The sequence below is a fragment of the Corynebacterium sp. HMSC076C10 genome, assembly GCF_001812455.1.
Taxonomy (GTDB): Bacteria; Actinomycetota; Actinomycetes; order Mycobacteriales; family Mycobacteriaceae; genus Corynebacterium; species Corynebacterium jeikeium_D.
Window position 1 is genome coordinate 1 of record NZ_KV809094.1, and the last position, 18,882, is coordinate 18,882.

The window sequence follows — 18,882 nt, forward strand, 5'->3', positions numbered from 1 at the left end:
GGCCATTTTTGACATAAACGCAGTCAGTAACTCGGATCGACCCACCGCCGCCAGCCATAATCGCAGTCACTAGCCCCCACTGAACTCAAACCCCACTGAACCCAACTCCGGGAGTGTCACCCCAACAAAGAAAAGCGCGTCCCGTGCATCGCTGCGGCGGGACGCGCTTTTTTAATTAGCTGGGAGGCTAGAAGGTGTGCTCGTTCTTGGCGCCCCGGCAAACGGTCGGCGCAAAATAATTTGGGCGAGCCCCGAAACGAGCCTCCTGTACTCCGCCTTCCCGGCGGTGTGCCCTCAGAATACGTCCGCGTCAAAGCGACCGTCAATAGTTCTTTTTAAAGAAAACCCCAACGGGGGCAATGCGCGCATTTTCCCTGCTAGAACCCTATGGCAAGTGCCACGGCACAGACAGCGCACGCTATCTCAATGACTGCACCAAACACGTCGCCGTTGACTCCGCCAAACCTCTTCACGCAATGCCGCGTCAGCAGCAGTGTAACGCCAAAGCTCAGTGCACAAGCGACTACGCCCACGAGCCCAACCACCCAGCCCGACACAGCGAGCAGCAGTATCCACCAGCAGGTCACCGTGACTGTGGACTGAGTACCGGCAGTCAGAGAGCCGAAGCCGCTGTTCGAAAAAGGCGGAAAGCCGCGCCAGCAGGCAGTCGTTGCTGCCGCGCGAGAGGCTACAAAAGGCAAGCACAGCGCAACCACACCAGGCCACATCTGACCAGCAGACCACTGCGACAGCACACTAGCCACAATCACGGCAAAAGCAGTCGTCGTCGTCAACATCGTCAGCACGATGGAGCCCACGCCCATTGGGCCGGTGCTCGGATCGCGCAGCACCTCCCGCGCCCCCTCCGGCGGCTTATACGAGCCGAGGGCATCCGCCACATCCGCCAGCCCATCCAGGTGCATCGCGCGGGTCAACATCTGTGCCGCCACCATAATCAGGGCGCCGCCGAGGATCGGGGTGACGTCGTAAAGCGTGGGCGTGCGTGACGACGACGTTGCGAACAGCGCCGCCGTGATGAGAACTGCACCCGCGGCAGGAACGAGCCCAGCTACTGGCAGTGCGGCGATGGCGCGACGGCCGGTGATGCGGTCGAACACGCTCGCGCCTTTGAAGGGCAGGATGGTGAGCCAGGACAGGGCAGTGGTGATGGCCTCAGCGACGGCATTGCCGTGAGCAGAGGGATCGCCGTCGAGGTTGTCCTGGCGAGACGGGCCGGCTTTGTCGGACAAGTCGATTAGTCCTTGGTGCTTACGCCTGCGTCGGCGAAAGTAGCCATGTTGCGCAGGACCGATACGCCGGACTTGACCAGCGGTAGGGCAGCGACGGCGCCGGAGCCTTCGCCAAGACGCATCCCGTATTCGAGAAGTGGTTCCTTATCCAGGTGTCGAAGGGCAAGCGCGTGCGCGGGCTCTGCCGATTTGTGGCCGGCGACCCACCAATCGCGGGCACCCGGAGCGAGCTGGTCAGCCAGCAGAGCGGCGGATGTGACAACCACTCCGTCCAAAATCACAGGAGTGCGACGCACCGCTGCTTGCGCCAAGAACGCGGCCATCACGGTCATATCCGGCGAGGAAATACGACGGAGCACCTCAACCGGGTCATTGCGCAGGCGACGCACGCGGAACATGGCATCGCGTACGGCAGCGACCTTGAGCTTCCACCCCTCGTCATCAATGCCAGTGCCTCGGCCGACGACGACCACCGGTTCGGAGTTGGTCACGGCACCAATCAGCGCCGCGGCTGGAGTGGTGTTTCCGATGCCCAGGTCGCCGGCAATGAGCAGGTCAGCGCCTTCATCAACGGCGGCGTCGGCAATCGCGATGCCCGTGCGGATGGCCTTATCGACCTCCTCCTCGCTCATCGCATCCTCGCGGTCGATAGAACCACAGCTGCGACGGATACGGTATGGCCCTTCGGCATCGTGGTCGAGGGAAATGTCCACACCGGTAACAGTGGCTCCCGCGATGTCAGCGATAGCGTTCACGCCGGCACCCTTTGCCTCGATATTGGCAAGCATCTGGATAGACACCTCGGACGGGTACGCGGACACCCCGCCCTGGGCAACACCGTGGTCACCAGCGAAGACATAAACACGACAATCGTCCAGGTCACGCGGAGGGCATTCTCCCTGACACGCCGAAATCCAAATGCCGAGTTCTTCCAACCGGCCAAGTGAGCCTGCGGGCTTAGTCAACTGCTCATGGCGCGCGCGGGCGGCCTGTTCAGTCTCTTCGTCAGGGCGTGCTACCGGTCCAAAATAATCCGCGTTCATACTCTCAAACGCTACCCGAAAACGATTTGTCTACCGACCATTGGTGCACAGCTATTCGCATTGCTAGGCAGACCGTCATAGGGGAAGCGGCGTGGAGTGAATCTAGCTCGCCGCCTTGACTTCCATGGGGCAGCCAGCCACAACTAGGACAACACGATCACAGATAGCTGCAAGCTGCTGGTTGAGAAGGCCAATCTCATCACGGAAAAGCCGCCCTGAGCGGTGTTCGGGAATGACACCGAAGCCCACTTCGGGCGACACAATGAACAGGTCGGAATCTGCGGGGAAGTTGCGCACGGCGTCGACAAGCGAGTGCGTCCATGGCGCGACGCTGCCCCTCGGCGCCTCCCACAGCCCCTGCGCGTCGATGATGTGCGTCAGCCAGGTGCCGACATCGTCGAGCAGCATGCGCCGCTCCGGCGACGAGAGGGCTTCCGCCGCATCGACTTCATCAACCGTGTGCCAGGTCACTCCGTGCTCTTGTGCCTGTGCTTGACGACGAATGCGGTGCTCCTCGACCCTGGAGTGAAAGTCGCTATCCCCGGGCCAGGGCCGTGCTGTTGCGATGTAGTGCAACACGGTTGAGGCTGCGGTGGTGGTCAGCAGCTCGTGCTCAGCCCATGAGGACTTGCCTGAGCGGGCGCCACCGAGAACCAGAGTGCGCATGGCAGATGAGGCTACTTGATTTCGTCGCCGATGTTGACCTGCGGACGCGGAGTACGCAGACGACGCGGCTGAGAAGCGCGGGAGTAAGCGTAGAAGCCCAGTCCCCAGGCCCCTTCGGTGGTCTTCGGGAAGCGCTCACGCGTCAACTTGATGGCACGGCGGCCGATGTAAATGCCCTCGATGATCAGGGCGATGATGAGAACCATCGCGATGAGAGATGCGATGTTGGCCAGCTTCGGCAGGGAAGTGCCAATCATCATAATCAGCAGCAGAATCAGCGCGAACGGGAGGAACACGTTAGCGAGGAAGCGACGGGAATCAACCCAGTCGCGGACAAACTTGCGCTCAGCGCCCTGGTCGCGTGGCAGCATGTAGCGCGGATCGCCGGCGGCCATGCGCTCGTCGGCAATGCGACGCTGCTCACGTCGCTCTGCTCGCTCGCGTGCCTTGGCGGCCTTGAGCTCTTCCTTGGACATGGAAGCCTTGAGCTCCTTGCGGCGCTGGCGAGCTTCCTTAGCGGTCAGCGGCGCCTCGACCGGGCCACGGCGGATGCCGCGTTCGCGCTCAACCTCGTTGCGCTTCGGAGTGGGGCGCCCCTTCTTGGGAGTAAAAGCACCGCTGTGCTTCTTCTCGGGCTGCTGAGACTCCGAAGCGGTGCCCTTGGCCCCGCTGGATGCGGTCGCGTCGGTGGCTACGTCTCCGGCGTTGGTTGCGTCAGCGTTAGCTGCGTCAGCTGCCTTGGACTTTTTGTCATTCTTTTTCCACGGTAGATTCACGACCCCAGATTATAAGGTCTTCAAGGTGCTTCCCTAATTAGGTTGCAGGTTGAGGGTCAGGGGCGGGGCAAGGGCGAGGTTTTGGGGATGACCGCCGCAGGGGCAGGCGGGAAGAGTGCGCTTGTGGCGTGGGAAGCCGTGGTGTGGTTGCGATGTGGCGGCAAAAAGAGACTTCCGAAAAAGAGAAAGAAAAAGAGAACCCAGAATTGGGAATTAAAGACTGGTCGGTAAGGTTGTGATAAATAATGACGTAGCCGACCTTGGGGTCGACTCGCATACTTAAACACTTCAACAAGGAGGACACGCGCTATGACTACTGCTCAGAGCACTGGCGTTACCCTGACCGAAGCTGCGGCTGCCAAGGCAAAGGCACTTCTGGACCAAGAAGGTGCCACCGACCTGGCACTGCGTATTTCCGTGGCTCCGGGCGGCTGTGCCGGCCTGCGCTACCAGCTCTACTTCGATGACCGCAGCCTCGACGGCGATGTCGCCGAAGTTTTCGGTGGCGTCAAGCTGGTCGTTGATCGCCAGTCGGTTCCGTACCTGTCCGGTGCCACCATCGACTTTGCTGACACCATTGAACAGCAGGGCTTCACAATCGATAACCCGAATGCCACTGGCTCCTGCGCTTGCGGTGACTCCTTCAACTAAGTCATTAGCTGAGCAGAGCTGTCAGCAGACGCTGTGAAAAGCGTCGGATAGTAAAAAGGCTCGGACCTCACTCTTGTTAACTGAGTGAGGTCCGAGCCTTTTCTATTGGTTGCCCCAGCGATGGTGACAGCCTGCCGGGGCAGGATGGGGCTGAATCGCGGGGACCGTCGTAAAGCGAGCTAGAGCTCGACGGGGTAGTCGCGCTGCTCGATGTCCGGAGTAATGCGGTCTTCGATGAAGATGCCGTGCCAGACCATGAAGGCCAGGATGGTCCAGAGGCGGCGGGAGTGGTCGCGCTCGGTTGGGTGGTGCTCGGCGAGCATCTTGAGCACGGCGTCCTTATTAATGAACTCTTCGGTCTGGGACTCGCGGATGATGTCCTCGGCCCAGCCGTGCAACTCGTCGCCTGCCAGCCAGTGGCGAATCGGCACCGGGAAGCCCAGTTTGCGGCGGTTGAGCACGTGCTCCGGAACAATCTGCTCCATGGCGCGACGCAGTGCGTACTTGGTGGTGCCGTGAGAAACACGCATGTCCACCGGCAGCGTCTGTGCAACGTCGAAGACCACACGGTCGAGGAACGGCACGCGCAGCTCCAGGGAGTTAGCCATGGTGATCTTGTCCGCCTTGACCAGAATGTCGCCACGCAACCAGGTGAACAGATCCAAGTGCTGCATCCGAGTCACCGGGTCCCAGCCTTCAGACTGCGCGTAAATCGGCGCAGTGACATCGCTGTGGTCCCATTCCTTCTTGGCCCACGGCAGCACTTCCTGCAGCTGCTCAAAGTTAAAGGAACGAGCATTGCCGTAGTAGCGCTGTTCCAGCGGAGTAGTGCCTCGCTGCAGGAGCGACTTGCCGCGCATGCCCTCTGGCAGAGCTTCGCCGACCTTAGCCAGACCGCGCAGCAGGGGAGATGGAACCTTGTCGAACGGCTTCAGCGACAGCGGCTCCTTATAAATGGTGTAACCACCAAAGAGCTCGTCTGCGCCCTCACCGGACAGTACGACCTTAACGTGCTTACGAGCCTCTGCGGCCACGAAGTACAGCGGCACCAGTGCAGGGTCAGCTACCGGGTCATCGAGGTACCACATAATCTTCGGAATCGCCCCGGCGAACTCCTCCGGCGAGACGACCTTCACAATGTGCTCGACGCCAATGGCGGCGGCGGACTCGGCAGCCACATCGACCTCTGAGAAGCCCTCGCGCTCGAAGCCAGTGGTAAACGTCAGCAGGTTCGGGTTGTGGCGCTTAGCCAGGGTTGCAATCGCAGTGGAGTCGATACCGCCCGACAGGAACGAGCCCACCGTGACGTCGGCACGCATATGCTTCTCGACGCTGTCCTCCAGCGCACGAGCAATGCGGTCAAAAACATCCTGCTCAGCGCCCTTAGTCACTGGCTGAATCGGGAAATTCGGCTTGAAGTAGCGGGTCTGCTTAACTTCGCCGCCAGGCGTAACGATGGCACTGCAGCCCGACTCCAGACGAACAATGTCGGTGTGCAGCGACTCCGGCTCCGGCACATACTGCAGGTCGACGTAGTGCTCCAATGCGCGCTTATTCAGCTTCTTCGCATCGATGCCCATCTCCGGCGCGGCCTCGAGCAGGGACTTCTTCTCAGAACCGAAAATCGTGCCGCGCTCGGTGGTGGCGTAGTAGAGAGGCTTAATGCCGAACGGATCGCGCGCCAGGAAAAGCTTGCGCTCGACGCTGTCCCAAATAGCAATGCCGAACATGCCGCGCAAGTGCTTGACGACGTCCGCTCCCCAGTGGTGGAACCCAACGACGATTGGTTCACCATCGCCGGAGGTATTAAAGGCGTAGCCTTCCTTCTCCAGCTGCTCGCGAAGCTCGACGAAATTGTAGATTTCGCCGTTGAAGGTCATGGAGTACCGATTCGGCTGATTCTCCGGTCCCCACTGCAGCGGCTGGTGGCTGTGGGCAATGTCAATAATGGATAGGCGATTGAAGCCGAAAACTGCGTCCTCATCGTGCCACGTGCCTGCATCGTCAGGACCGCGGTGCCGCATGCAGGGCAGAGCCCTTTCGACAACGGGAACGAGCTCCGCTGCGTCAGAATTTGCAGTCAGGATTCCGAGAAGACCACACATGCTTCGTGCGCGCACCTTTCGCTTTAGTGTCACTTAGTGGTTTTTCGGCGGTTTCGTAGCTAGCGGCTCAGTGCGACTGGCTGTCGCCTGAACTGGTGGCCGTGAAGGACCGCCGCGTGGCTGAGTAGTTGGGGTGAACCCCAGATTGGCGCCACATAGAAATGCTGCACCTACTTTAATGCCTTTTGGGGAAAAGGGAGAATGTCTTAGTTCGCCGTGTCTGGCCTCAGGGCGGGGTTACGCGGAACGGTGTGCGCGTCGGCTCGTGGCGCAAACACTAAAAAATTCATAGACTTGGGAGCGTCAACAGGGTGTAACTGGTGAGAATGCCACCCCCGATAGGCGGGTCTTTCTCAGTATTTTATTAGGGCAGATATACTCAAAGGCACCCCACAGTCATATTTATTGTGGAGAAAGCTTAAGAATCGACTACTCTGCTTGGGTAGGACGAAACCTTAATCGGTTATCGAAAATTGTGTGGATCAGGAAGGCAGACACACGTGAATCAGCGTAGAAAGTTCGGAGTCGCCCGTAAGCTCGGCGTCCTCGGCGTTGCCGCCGGTAGCGCAGCCTTGCTTGCCGGCTGTGATGTTAATCCTCCGGAGAACGGCTTCTTCAAGCTGCTCCGCTTTGGTTGGCCGGAAGGTGTTACCCCGGAAGCACAGTCCATGGGTAACTTCTGGGTTTGGACCTGGGTTGCAGCTTGGATTATCGGCATCATTGTTTGGGGAGTCACCCTTTACTCGATGGCAAACTTCACAGCTAAGAAGGCTGAGAAGAAGGGCAAGGGCGAGTTCCCGCGCCAGACTGCATACAACGTTCCGGTTGAGTTGTCGCTGACTATTCTGCCGATTCTGATCGTGATGACACTGTTCTTCTTCACCGTTCAGACTCAGGACCAGGTGACTGCTCTGGATAAGGATCCGGAGGTCACTGTCGACGTCACTGGTTTCCAGTGGAACTGGAAGTTTGGTTACGGCAACATTTCCGCTGACCTGATGGGCGGCGAGGAATACAACGGTCGTATTGAGAAGCCGAAGGATGAGCAGTTCTTCACCGAGGGCGGTCACCACGCTCCGTCCAAGGAAGATCGGGACGCTCAGAAGCAACACCCGATTCACGGTAATTCCAAGTCCGATGATTCCTACCTGCACTACGACGAGATTGAGACCCTCGGTACCACCGAAGAGGTTCCGGTTCTCGTTGTTCCGGAAGACACTGCAATCCAGTTCGACCTCGCGTCCGCTGACGTGATTCACTCCTTCTGGGTTCCGGAGTTCCTCTTCAAGCGCGACGCGTTCCCGCACCCGGAGGCCAACAAGTCCAACCGTGTCTTCCAGATTGAGAAGATTGACCCGGAGAAGGTGGCTAACCGCCCGGAGGACAACCCGAGCGACAAGGTCAAGAACGCATTCGTCGGCCGTTGTGCTGAGATGTGTGGTACCTACCACGCAATGATGAACTTCGAGATTCGTGCTGTCTCCCGCGAGGCATTCACCGAGTACATCAAGTTCCGCCAGGAGAACCCAGAAGCTACTAACGCTGATGCTCTGAAGCACATCGGTGAGCCGGCATTCGCAGTCTCCACTTCGCCGTTCAACTCCGGTCGTGTCGACACCCGCGACATGGGTGACCATGGTGCTAACACCATTGACCTGAACGCGACCGCCAAGTAAACCCAGCAAGATTCTTACCTAAAGGAAGTTCTCAAATGAAGTCTGCAGCAAAGCTCTTCTACGGACTTACCGTGTTCCTGGGGTTCATGGCTGTCGTCTACATCTTCGGCACTCAGTACCTCCAGGACACCGGTAACGTCATCAACGAAAGCCAGGGTCGCCTCGAGTGGGCTGGCGCAACCGGCCTGGTCCTCGCAGCGCTGATGACTCTGATGCTCGGTGGATACTTCCACTTCACTGAGCGCCGCTCCGACATCACCCCGGCTGACTTCGAAGAGGCAGAGATTGCCGACGGTGCAGGTACCCTCGGTTTCTTCTCCGCTAGCTCGATTTGGCCATTCGTGATGACCATGGGCATCCTGCTCATGGGCTACGGCATCGCATTCATGGCCTACTGGCTGATTGTCCTTGGCGCGGTAATCCTGATCGTCTCCAGCACCAAGCTCAACACTCAGTACATCACTCCGCCGGAGAAGCACTAGTCCGAGTGTAATCAGACTGAACCACAGTCGTAGATAACCGAAAAGTCTCTCCCACTAACAATGGCGTTAGTGGGAGAGACTTTTTTGTTTGGGTGAGTGGGAGGGGATTTCTAACTGGTGTTACCTCGCCGGTTAGGATCTGTAGTTAATATATGATTCCGCATCAAGCGAATTCGACGGGTTTCTGCCCCTTAGGTAGTTCGATGACCTCACCGTCAGTCACCTGCAGATGACGCGCTTCGAGCGAGTTGATCATGCGGTGATCGTGGGTAATCACAATAATTGTGCCCTCTGCAGATGCGATCGCGTCTTGGACCTGCTCGATCAGATCTACACTCAGATGGTTCGTAGGCTCATCGAGCAGCAAGATCTCCGGCGGATTGGCTACGACCAACGCTAACGCCACCCGGCGCTGCTGGCCGATGGAGAGGCTTCCTACCGGTCGATTGGCATCCTCAGGGCTAAGCAATCCAAAGTCGTCGAGAGGCACGCGGGCATTGGGCGCAAGGTCGTACAACTCACGGGCGGACTTCTTTGGGTTTTCCCAGTCTTGTTCCTGAGCCAGCATGGCTACTCGACAGTTCTCGCCGATACGCACCTCGCCAGCCTGCGTCTCAACTTGCCCCATGATCGTCTTAAACAAAGTAGATTTGCCGGCCCCATTAGGGCCGGTGATCACGACCTTGTCGCCGGGACGAATAGTCAGTGAACCAACCCGAATTCGATCTGGGACGACCACACCGCGCATCTTGACGTGAAAATCTTCATCGCTGCCCGAAGCAGCGCGCTTGGTCGGTAGGGGTGCGGTCAACGGGGCATCAAAGCCCAGTAGTGCCGGTGGACGCTCCACACCTTCCTCAATGAGTTCCTCCAGCCGCTGCTTAGCCGAACGCACGCGGCGGGCGATTTGCCGCTCTACACGACCGCCACGGCGGTCATAAGCCATCTTGTTATTGTCCGTCATTTCTCGACCCGGTGAGACCTCACGAGCGCCATTCTCGATGGTGTCTTCCAACCGATTGCGTTCATGCTCCTCCGAGCGCCACTGGTGCTCCCATAGCTCACGCTGGTGGCGACGGTGCTTCGCGTAGTCGGAGTAATTACCACGGAACAGCCCAATACCAGGGCGCCCCGGCACCAAGTCTCCAATTACAGTACAAACGGCATCCAGGAAGTCGCGGTCATGTGTTGCCACCACAACCACTCCAGGGTGGTTCTGGATGGTGTCAATCACGAGCTGGCGACCGCGTTCATCGAGATGGTTGGTGGGCTCGTCGAGAAGCAAAATCTCTGGCTTTCGGATGAGCGTAATCGCGAGCCCCAGCCGCGCCCGCTGCCCGCCGGAAATCTCCGTGGTTAGTTGCTCTGTCAGGGGAGCGCCGTCCGGAGCAGCACCGGTCAGGCCGAGATGGTCGAGCACAATCTCCGCATTATGTTCGGCGTTCCAGTCATCGTGAGCCATGACGTCCGAGAAGGCCTTCGAATACGCCTTCTCTGCCGCCTCAGACTCATCTGGGGTCTTTGCTAAGGCCATCGCCTCAGCTGCTTCTTCTAGCTCCGCTAAACGACGTTTCGAGGGGCCGAGGGCCTCATCGATAAGCATTTGCACCGTGGAGTCGAAAGGCGCTTCCAGCTCCTGAGAGCCGAGGACACGCGTGCCAATATGAGTCACCGTACCGCTCGTGGGCCGACGACGACCAGATAGTAGCCAAAGAAGTGTGGACTTGCCGGCTCCGTTGTCTCCAACCAGACCGAGGACATCGCCGTCGGAAAGCGTGAGCGAGACATCGCGCAGAACAGGCGTGGCCTCGTAGTCGAAATTGACACCGTTGGCGACAAGCTGTGTGGCGTTGTTCGAAAGATCGGTGGTGGGGGAGGGACTGGTAGACATATGTCCATTTTAGTACTGGTAAACAGCAGATTTGGTATCCGACATATGTGGGGGTCAAGGCGAGCGCGGAAAAATCTGGGGAACAAAAAACCACCCCGGTCAACATCCGAAGTGGATGCGGACCAGGGTGGTCTTATTTGAGCGCAGTAGAAAACCTACCGCGGAGTTTTACTGCTCGAGCTGGCGACGCTCTTCAGCGTTTTGAGCTTCGAGGTCACGGAACATCTGAGCCTGCTGCTCGTGGTTCTCGTGCTCGATACGAGCTGCCTCTTCGGCGATCTCCGGGGAGTCCGGGCTGAAGAAGCTACCGCGACCCGGGCTACCAGCGGCGCCCAGTTCGTTCATGGTCTTCGGGACGTAAGCACCCTGGTACTCGAGCGGAACGGCGTGGCCGTGCTCGTCGACCGGACCCAGTGGCTGGTGGACCTCGATGAAGGAACCATCAGGCAGCTGGTTGATGATGCCCGTCTCGATGCCGTGCTCCAGGACGGCGCGGTCAGAGCGCTGCAGGCCGATGCAGATTCGGTAAGTGACGAAGTAAGCGATCGGAGGCAGGATGATCAGACCGATACGGCCAACCCAGGTCATCACGTTCAGCGAAATCTGGAAGTGGTATGCGATCAGGTCGTTACCACCGGACAGAGTCAGCAGGGTGTAGAAGACCAGAGCCATGGCACCCAGGCCGGAGCGAACCGGCACGTCGCGCGGACGCTGCAGCAGGTTGTGGTGGGCGTTGTCGCCGGTGATCTTCGCCTCGATGAACGGGTAAGCGAAGAGCAGGACAACCAAAATACCACAGAGCAGGGCGACCCAGAAGACTGCCGGGATCGTGTAAGAGCCCAGGTAAAGCTCCCACGGCGGCATGACACGGGCAGCACCGTCAGTCCACAGCATGTAGATATCCGGCTGGGAACCAGCGGAAACCTGCGACGGGTTGTACGGGCCAAGGTTCCAAATTGCGTTGATCTGGAAGATACCAGCGAACAGCGCCAGGAAGCCGAACGTAATCAGACCGAAGGAAACGGACTTGACTGCGAAGATCGGGAGAATACGAACGCCGACGACGTTGTTCTCGGTACGACCTGCGCCAGGGAACTGGGTGTGCTTCTGGTACCAGACCAGAGCTAGGTGAGCGGCAATCAGACCCAGCAGCAGGGCCGGGAGAATCAGCACGTGTGCAATGTACAGGCGCGGGATAATCATGTCACCCGGGAAGTCGCCGTTGAACATCATCCAGTGCAGCCAGGTGCCGATAATTGGCAGACCAATGATGATTGCGGACATAATACGCAGACCAACACCGGAAAGCAGGTCGTCCGGCAGGGAGTAACCCATGAAGCCCTCTGCTACGGACAGCAGCAGGAGGATGGAACCGATGACCCAGTTAGCCTCACGCGGCTTGCGGAATGCGCCGGTGAAGAAGATGCGGAACATGTGCGCCATGATGGACACGGCGAACAGCAGAGCACCCCAGTGGTGAATCTGGCGAATGAACAGGCCACCGCGAACCTCGAAGGAGATCTGCAGGGCGGTCTCGTAGGCGCGAGACATCTCGACACCGTTGAGCGGCGCGTAGGCACCGTCGTAAATGACCTTCGACATCGACGGGTCGAAGAACAGAGTCAGGTAAACACCCGAGAAGAGCAGGACTACGAAGGAGTAGAGTGCAATCTCGCCCAGCAGGAAGGACCAGTGGGTAGGGAATACCTTATTGAGCTGCTTACGCATGCCGCCAGACAGGGTGTAGCGGTCATCCATATTTTTAGCAGCGGTTGCTAGTTTTGTTGGATTACTCATGACTGACGCTCCCAGAATGCCGGACCGACGGGCTCAACAAAGTTGCCCTTTGCGTACATGTAGCCTTCCTCATCAACGCTGATCGGCAACTGCGGAAGAGCGCGAGCAGCGGGGCCGAAGACTGGCTTGCCGTAGTGCAGTGCATCGAACTGCGACTGGTGGCACGGGCACAGAATGCGGTTGGTCTGCTGCTCGTACAGAGAAGTAGGGCAACCGATGTGTGTACAAATCTTTGAGTAGGCGAAGTAGTCGCCGTAGTGGAAGTCTTCCTGGCCCTGGCGCAGGACAGCCTTTTCAGCATCCTGAGCACGCAGGCGAATCAGCATAACCGAATTGCGGGAGCCGTGAATCGAGTGCATGTGTGCCTCGTAGACATCAGCATCCTTCGAGTACTTGTCGCCGTCGTTGACGTCCTCCTCTGGAAGCGGGAAGACAGTCTCCATGGAACCTGCGGACAGGTCCTCTGGGCGGAGGCGAACCAGGCGGGAAACGCCCTTGGTGGTGTAGCCGTGTTCGCCCTCTTCAGCAATAGCGCCGGTGTCGCGGCCCAGGTAGACCTTGTGACCCTTCTCGACGAGAGTCCAGCCGGTGGTCCATAGGGTGCCGTCACCAGTGACGTCAACGTCGTGGCGCGGCTTCCACGGGTTCTTAATCATGCCGCCAAGCGGAAGGATCATGCCGATACCAGCCAGGACGGCGCCGGTACCAAGGAGGCCCTTGATAGCGGAGCGACGACCCAGGGTAGAGGTCTGCCAAGAATCGTTTAGCAGAGCAACGATGGTCTTCTGGTCGACCTCTTCGGACGGACCATCGTGGCGGCGCTGAACCGAAATCTCTTCCGGAATGAAGCGCTTGGTGAACTTAACTGCACCAATACCCAAGGTGACGATGCAGCCACCGATGGTGATACCCAACAGTGGGGTGTACATGGTGTACAGCCACAGACCCTCTTCGCCGTGACCCTTGTAGTGCCACGGGTAGAACAGGTAGATGGCGATGAATGCCAGGCCAAGAATGACCGACAGTGCCAGCCAGATGGCGACACCACGAGCCGCGCGCTTTTCAGCCGGGTCGTTGGCAATCGGGAAGCGTTCCTTGCGGTAAGCAATGGTCACGTCATCGAGTTCAGCACCCAGACGAGCGAGATCCGCATTGCTCATCTTCGACAGCTCTTCGGAGCTGTACTTCTTGTTTTCGTTATTACTCATCGGCGGGATCCAATCCAAAGAGCGGCCGCTACGAGAGCGACAATGCCTACAATCCACATGGCAAGACCCTCAGTAACCGGGCCGATGCCACCGAGACCCCAACCACCTTGGGTCGGAGTTTCCTTGGCGTTCTTGATGTAAGCGATGATGTCCTTCTTCTCGTCAGCAGACAGCTGGCGGTCAGAGAACTTCGGCATGTTCTGCGGACCAGTCAGCATGGCCTGGTAGATTTCCTGCTCGTTTGCAGGATCCAGGACCGGTGCGTACTTACCGCTGGACAGTGCGCCACCACGACCAGTGAAGTTGTGGCAGGAGGCACAGTTCAGGCGGAACAGTTCGGAACCGCGAGCAATGTCAGCCTTGTCAAGCTCACCGTTCGGGCCGGCGTTTTTACCGCGCAGCGACTCCATAGCGATGGAGCCGTCCTCGTCGCGGACGATGCCGGCGCCGCCACCGTTAGCCTGGACGTAGGCTGCGATAGCCAGCGTCTGCTCTTCGGAGTAACGCGGGGTCTTACGTTTTGCCTGAGCCTCATTGCGGAGCATCGGCATACGACCGGAGTGAACCTGGAAGTAAACCGAGCCTTCGCCGACGCCAATCAGCGACTTACCGCGGTCCTTAACGCCCTGAAGGTTGGCACCGTGGCAAGTAATACAAGCAACGTCGTAAAGCTCCTTACCCTGCTGAATCATTGCGGCTTCATCCTGCTGAGCAGTAGCCGTCTGTGCATCAGGGGTCAGAGCATTAGCGAGGAAGCCCGCGCCGGTGAGGGCGAGAGCCATAGCCATAATGCCGGAGGCAGTACGGCGCATCTTGCGGCGGCCCTTTGACTTTGGGGCCGCAGCCAAGGACGTGGTGTCCTTGGTTTCGGAGGTTGTGTTTTCCATCTTTTTCCCTTTAAGACTGTTCGTGGAAAGTGGATGGGCTGTAGGCCGTACTGAACAAAGGACGGCCAATACGGCCTACTGGATGAAGTAGATGGTGATGAACAGGCCAATCCACACGACGTCGACGAAGTGCCAGTAGTACGAGACCACGATGGCAGCAGTGGCCTGTGCCGGGGTGAACTTCGACTTTGAGGTACGGATAAGCACCACAACGAAAGCCAGCACACCCGCGAGGACGTGGGCTGCGTGGAATCCGGTGGTGATGAAGAAGACCGAACCGTAAATGGAGTTCTGAATGGTCAGACCGTGGCTAACCAGGGTGAAGTACTCGTAAGCCTGGCCGACGAGGAAGATTGCACCCAGGGCGGTAGACAGTGCGTACCACTTACGGAGTGCGAAAACGTCGCCACGCTCGGCCGCGAACACGCCCCACTGGGCAGTGAACGAAGACGACACTAGGATCACGGTGATCAATAGTGCGTACGGGACATTGAGGTGGCCGGTACCCCAATCCCACGATTCGCCCTGGCCGTTCGCGCGTGACACGAAGTACATCGCGAACAGGCCGGCGAAGAACATTAATTCCTGAGACAGGAACACAATCGTGCCGACACTGACCATATTCGGTCGGTTCAGTGTCGCAGCACGACGTGGTGCTGTCATACCTTGATTTTCAACTGCGCTCGTCACATCTAACAGTATGTACTGTTCTTAAGGAGTAGTCACGTTGCAACCCCCGTTTTTGTATAAAATTTCCTAAAATCCCAGGTCGCGAGGAAAGGTTTCTGAGAATTTCACTAATTTTTCCCCCTGTTGGGAACTTTCCGGAGTCTTTATCCGACGCGGGTGAATTCGAGGGGTTTGTTGTGCCGAGGTGCGCGGTGTCCATCCCCCTGGACTGCCAGGTTCACCTCCGGCGAACCTGGGTTAGCGATACTGCGGCATCAGTTGTCGGCTAGTTTATCGCAGGTTCGGCTCTGTTTAATATCGTATCTTTCCAGCTGCCCCAATGGGGGTGAGGTTTTCGGCGAACGCAAAAGGTGGACCTGGTGATGCGCTGGATTTATGGGGGAGGTAACTTGTCTTATTACGTACATCACTGTGGGATTTTCTAAAAGACCTGTGATGTGGCGCACCTGGTGGGCGGGATAACCAGCAGTACCTAGGTGCAGTTGTATTAATAAAGTACGAGTACAGACTTGACAATCTAGTGGAAGGGAGTGGCGATGAGCGAGATCGGCGATAAGAGGGCGGTCGAGAACTGGCGCCATGTTCTCTCCACGATTGGCGCTGGCCGCGAGGTTTCCGGTGAGGGCATTCGATTCGCCATGGATCAGATTATGTCCGGTGCTTCTGGGGACGTGCAGACCGCAACGTTTGCTTTCGGTCTCCTCGCCAAGGGGATTACGGCTGCCGAGCTTGATGCTGCGGCTGAGGGCATGCTTTCATTTGCCCGCCCGGTACATGATCCACAGCTCGCTGGTGTTATTGAGCGCGGTGCAGTCGATATCGTCGGCACCGGCGGTGATGGCGCAAATACCGTCAACATCTCCACGATGTCCATGATTGTTATCGCTGCCAGTGGTGTGCCGGTGCTCAAGCACGGTAACCGCGCGGCTTCCTCGAAGTCGGGCGGTGCTGACATGCTGGAGGCCTTTGGTATCGACATTGAGGACGGTCTCGTTACTTCTCCGGAACATCCGGATTTCTACGTGCGCTTCCTCTTTGCCGCGCGCTTTCATCCGGCCATGCGCTTCGCTGGGCCGGTGCGCAAGGAGCTAGCGGTTCCGACAGTCTTCAACCTGTTGGGGCCGCTGACGAATCCAGCACGCCCGCAGGCGAGCTTGATTGGCTGTGCCTTCGAAGATCAGATGGAGACGATGGCGGACACCTTCGCCCGCCGTGGTCAGCGCGCGCTGGTGGTTCGCGGAAGCGATGGCCTCGACGAGATTACCGTTACTGGCCCCACCAAGGTCTTTATTGTGGAAAACGGTGGAGTTGCCGAAGATGCCATCGATCCACATGACTATGGCATGGAGTACTCCGAAATTGACGCGCTGCGTGGCGGTGACCCTGCTTACAACGCTGATGTTGCACGTCGCATTTGGGCTGGCGAGCTCGAAGGCCCGATTCGCGATGCAGTCATCCTTAACTCCGCCGCCGCAATCGCCATTTCGCGTGGTCTGAGTGGCCGTCCGCTAAAGGAAGCTATGGCCGACTCCATTGAAGAGGTCAAGGAAACGCTCCAGTCGGGGCTGTGCTTGGACATCCTTACCGCGGCGATGAAGGGTTAAGGTTCGCGTCGCGCTTCACGACGTGCTTGCTGCGCGTCAATTGCCCACTGAAGGTATTTTCCTGCGCCCAGCCTAGGGTAGGAAAACTCGCCTCCGGTGGGCTTTATTCGTACCTCCGGGCGCTGCAGCCATTTCCAGATAATACTGAGTTCATCAATTGATGCTCCTTTATATAAGGAGTCATCTGGAGTGACTGTTTGGGCTGAACTCTCCATGAGGTCGATGATGTAGTTCATATCCGCGCCACGTGGTGCAGTGCTGGCGCCGGCCAACCTGCCATAGCGAATTTCCGCTAGGTGCCAGCCTCCATTGCCATCGGGGAAAGCGGCTTGCAGAGATGGGATGGCGGCAAGCATGCTCAAACGCTGCTGCTTGTCCAAGCTGATAATGAACTCCGCGGTGCGGTCACGCTGCACTGCCGCGCGTTGGAAGCGGTGTGCTTCGGCAAGTGCTGATATCTCTGCGATCATGTCTGCGATCTCGTCGGCGCCGGTGGTGGAGATCTGGGCGGTTGTCATCGCAAAGTCGTCGTTAAGCGCGGAGAACCTGTCGCGGATGGCAGTAGCGGTGTCGCGCGTGCGGAACGGACCTAGGCTGCGGGCGTCGGTGACTTTCCGGCTAATTTTGGCAGGCCGACCGGGGCTAGTGGGGACGATGTACCAGCCGCGGGTTGGTTCGGTGCGTTGTCGGTTGTAGGGCGGACGGAGTGCAGAAATCAGACGAGCCTCGCGGATTTCTGCAGCGAAGCCGTGCGGGCACTCGATGATCTCGACGCGTTCGGCTAGAGAGACCATTTCCGTAATCTTGCGACGAGAATCAGTGCCGTTGAAATACTGCAGAAGTCTACGTCGCAAATCGAGAGCTGTACCTATATATAAGGGGTCGTCATTTCTTGACCGAAAAACATAGACACCAGGGGTGTGCGGAGCTCCATCGGCAAGGTGCCGTTTAGCACGAACCTCTGGAGCGACGGTGGGCGAGTAGTGCACTAGCTCGGACGCTGTTTGTACTTCATCGCCAGCTAGTCTCTCCATGAGGTAGTGAAGGACGTCGACGGTTGCGATTGCGTCGTCAAGCGCCCGGTGGGTGGGGCGATTCGGAGAACCGACGTACCGTGCGAGCTGTGAGAGCTTGAAACTGCCAACTTGTGAGCGGTCGAGGACGCGACGCGCCAACGTGAGAGTGTCTACGACACTGGGGCTCGGCCAATCTAGGCCCAAATCTGTGCAAGCCTGGCGGAGGAATCCAATATCGAACTTGGCATTATGCGCAACCCAGACGCTTCCCCGGGCAAATTCGAGGAACTGAGTAATAACTGTGCCGAGCTGTGGGGCGGTTTCAACATCGGCGGTAGTGATGCCGGTCAGAGATGTGATGTGGTCGGGGATCTCCATACCGGGGTCGATGAAGCTGGAAAAGGTGCCAATTGTCTTACCGCCACGGGTTTTGATGGCCCCAATTTCAATGATGTGGTCGTTTTTGGCCTTCAATCCGGTCGTTTCCAGGTCTACGACGACAAAGGTGGTGTTGAAAAGAGAATCATCGACGGTGCCTTCGAGAGGGAAGTGCTGTTGTCCTGAATCCACGTCAATAATCCTATGCTGAGCGCTCCTAGTGGTGTTAAAACTGTGAAACTTGAGCAAATTGAGCTGTTGCAAGCTGGAGTGTGACATAAAACACGTTTTGAGCCCGCGATAAAAATGTGTCGACTTTAAGGCGTTAAGTGTAAAGTTCTCGGCGGACTTCAAAATGCCAGGTAGTGACGTGTTTATCAAATTGTTACTATTCCGCTATAGGGGGAGTGTCTAGTTGTAACAGCTTGGTAACGGTTTAGTTCTATCGATGGTAACAACCGGGCCTCGAGCGGTTTTCTGGACAAACGGCTAGACAAAACTTGATGCCATTTCGTAACCTTATCGAGACATTGAAACGGGGCCACTGAGTTGGTGCCGGTCATTGATAAGAAAACACAGAGCCTTATCGAAGGTCCTGAGGGTCTAAGTAGTGAGAGCCTCAGGAGATTCGAGCCGGGGACCCACCTCGAACCATGGGGTGAATCCCAAAGGGAAATCCCGGAGGGTAGGAAGTCTTCCATTCTTCCGAACCCGTCAGCTAACCCGGTCGGCTAAACAGGAAGATTTTGGAGTTTCAAAACA

The 18,882-nt window shown here is 58.0% G+C and carries 15 protein-coding genes and 1 riboswitch; of the genes, 4 read left to right on the top strand and 11 right to left on the bottom strand.

Annotation, left to right across the window (positions count from 1 at the left end; translation table 11 throughout):
- Positions 1-377 precede the first annotated feature (377 nt).
- The 4 genes from HMPREF2857_RS01595 to HMPREF2857_RS01610 form a co-directional block, all read right to left on the bottom strand.
- On the bottom strand, positions 378-1,250 hold the full coding sequence (locus HMPREF2857_RS01595; RefSeq protein ID WP_070603047.1) for an adenosylcobinamide-GDP ribazoletransferase: 873 nt from the start codon (positions 1,248-1,250) through the stop codon (positions 378-380).
- A 5-nt stretch (positions 1,251-1,255) separates the two neighbouring features.
- On the bottom strand, positions 1,256-2,293 hold the full coding sequence (gene cobT, locus HMPREF2857_RS01600; RefSeq protein WP_049190512.1) for a nicotinate-nucleotide--dimethylbenzimidazole phosphoribosyltransferase: 1,038 nt from the start codon (positions 2,291-2,293) through the stop codon (positions 1,256-1,258).
- A gap of 102 nt (positions 2,294-2,395) precedes the next feature.
- The gene (locus HMPREF2857_RS01605) at positions 2,396-2,959 is read right to left on the bottom strand and encodes a bifunctional adenosylcobinamide kinase/adenosylcobinamide-phosphate guanylyltransferase (RefSeq protein WP_070642382.1); all 564 of its coding nucleotides are present in this window, start codon (positions 2,957-2,959) and stop codon (positions 2,396-2,398) included.
- An 11-nt stretch (positions 2,960-2,970) separates the two neighbouring features.
- Positions 2,971-3,735 (bottom strand): DUF3043 domain-containing protein, encoded by a 765-nt coding sequence (locus tag HMPREF2857_RS01610; protein WP_070605656.1) that lies wholly within the window; start codon positions 3,733-3,735, stop codon positions 2,971-2,973.
- A 309-nt stretch (positions 3,736-4,044) separates the two neighbouring features.
- On the opposite strand from HMPREF2857_RS01610, the gene HMPREF2857_RS01615 reads away from it, so the two are divergent.
- Positions 4,045-4,386, top strand: a complete 342-nt coding sequence (locus HMPREF2857_RS01615) for a HesB/IscA family protein (protein ID WP_005512007.1) — start codon at positions 4,045-4,047, stop codon at positions 4,384-4,386.
- A 179-nt stretch (positions 4,387-4,565) separates the two neighbouring features.
- Here the strand turns inward: HMPREF2857_RS01615 and asnB are convergent, their stop codons facing one another.
- Complete coding sequence (gene asnB / locus HMPREF2857_RS01620; protein ID WP_070642384.1) at positions 4,566-6,491, bottom strand: asparagine synthase (glutamine-hydrolyzing); 1,926 nt, start codon at positions 6,489-6,491, stop codon at positions 4,566-4,568.
- Positions 6,492-6,991: 500 nt separating this feature from the next.
- Between asnB and HMPREF2857_RS01625 the strand changes: the two genes are divergently transcribed.
- A complete protein-coding gene (locus tag HMPREF2857_RS01625; RefSeq protein ID WP_070642387.1) occupies positions 6,992-8,167 on the top strand; it encodes an aa3-type cytochrome oxidase subunit II in 1,176 nt (391 codons plus the stop codon).
- 35 nt (positions 8,168-8,202) lie between these two features.
- A complete protein-coding gene (locus HMPREF2857_RS01630) occupies positions 8,203-8,649 on the top strand; it encodes an aa3-type cytochrome oxidase subunit IV (protein WP_048732551.1) in 447 nt (148 codons plus the stop codon).
- Positions 8,650-8,812: 163 nt separating this feature from the next.
- On the opposite strand, the gene HMPREF2857_RS01635 is transcribed toward HMPREF2857_RS01630, so the two are convergent.
- The 5 genes from HMPREF2857_RS01635 to HMPREF2857_RS01655 form a co-directional block, all read right to left on the bottom strand.
- The gene (locus tag HMPREF2857_RS01635; RefSeq protein WP_070642391.1) at positions 8,813-10,540 is read right to left on the bottom strand and encodes an ABC-F family ATP-binding cassette domain-containing protein; all 1,728 of its coding nucleotides are present in this window, start codon (positions 10,538-10,540) and stop codon (positions 8,813-8,815) included.
- Between the two features lie 168 nt (positions 10,541-10,708).
- Complete coding sequence (locus HMPREF2857_RS01640) at positions 10,709-12,337, bottom strand: cytochrome bc1 complex cytochrome b subunit (RefSeq protein ID WP_070642393.1); 1,629 nt, start codon at positions 12,335-12,337, stop codon at positions 10,709-10,711.
- Positions 12,334-13,545, bottom strand: a complete 1,212-nt coding sequence (locus HMPREF2857_RS01645; protein WP_070642396.1) for a cytochrome bc1 complex Rieske iron-sulfur subunit — start codon at positions 13,543-13,545, stop codon at positions 12,334-12,336. Before HMPREF2857_RS01645 ends, HMPREF2857_RS01640 begins: the two co-directional genes overlap by 4 nt.
- A complete protein-coding gene (locus HMPREF2857_RS01650) occupies positions 13,542-14,432 on the bottom strand; it encodes a cytochrome bc1 complex diheme cytochrome c subunit (RefSeq protein ID WP_070642399.1) in 891 nt (296 codons plus the stop codon). Before HMPREF2857_RS01650 ends, HMPREF2857_RS01645 begins: the two co-directional genes overlap by 4 nt.
- 75 nt (positions 14,433-14,507) lie before the next feature.
- The gene (locus tag HMPREF2857_RS01655; RefSeq protein ID WP_141752719.1) at positions 14,508-15,122 is read right to left on the bottom strand and encodes an aa3-type cytochrome oxidase subunit III; all 615 of its coding nucleotides are present in this window, start codon (positions 15,120-15,122) and stop codon (positions 14,508-14,510) included.
- Positions 15,123-15,658: 536 nt separating this feature from the next.
- Here HMPREF2857_RS01655 and trpD point away from each other — a divergent pair.
- A complete protein-coding gene (gene trpD, locus HMPREF2857_RS01660; RefSeq protein ID WP_070642404.1) occupies positions 15,659-16,726 on the top strand; it encodes an anthranilate phosphoribosyltransferase in 1,068 nt (355 codons plus the stop codon).
- Here the strand turns inward: trpD and HMPREF2857_RS01665 are convergent.
- Entirely contained in the window at positions 16,723-18,312 is a 1,590-nt protein-coding gene (locus tag HMPREF2857_RS01665) for a DEDD exonuclease domain-containing protein (protein ID WP_070642555.1), read from the bottom strand. The genes trpD and HMPREF2857_RS01665 overlap by 4 nt on opposite strands.
- 413 nt (positions 18,313-18,725) lie before the next feature.
- Positions 18,726-18,868: riboswitch (cyclic di-AMP (ydaO/yuaA leader) on the top strand.
- Positions 18,869-18,882: the final 14 nt, after the last annotated feature.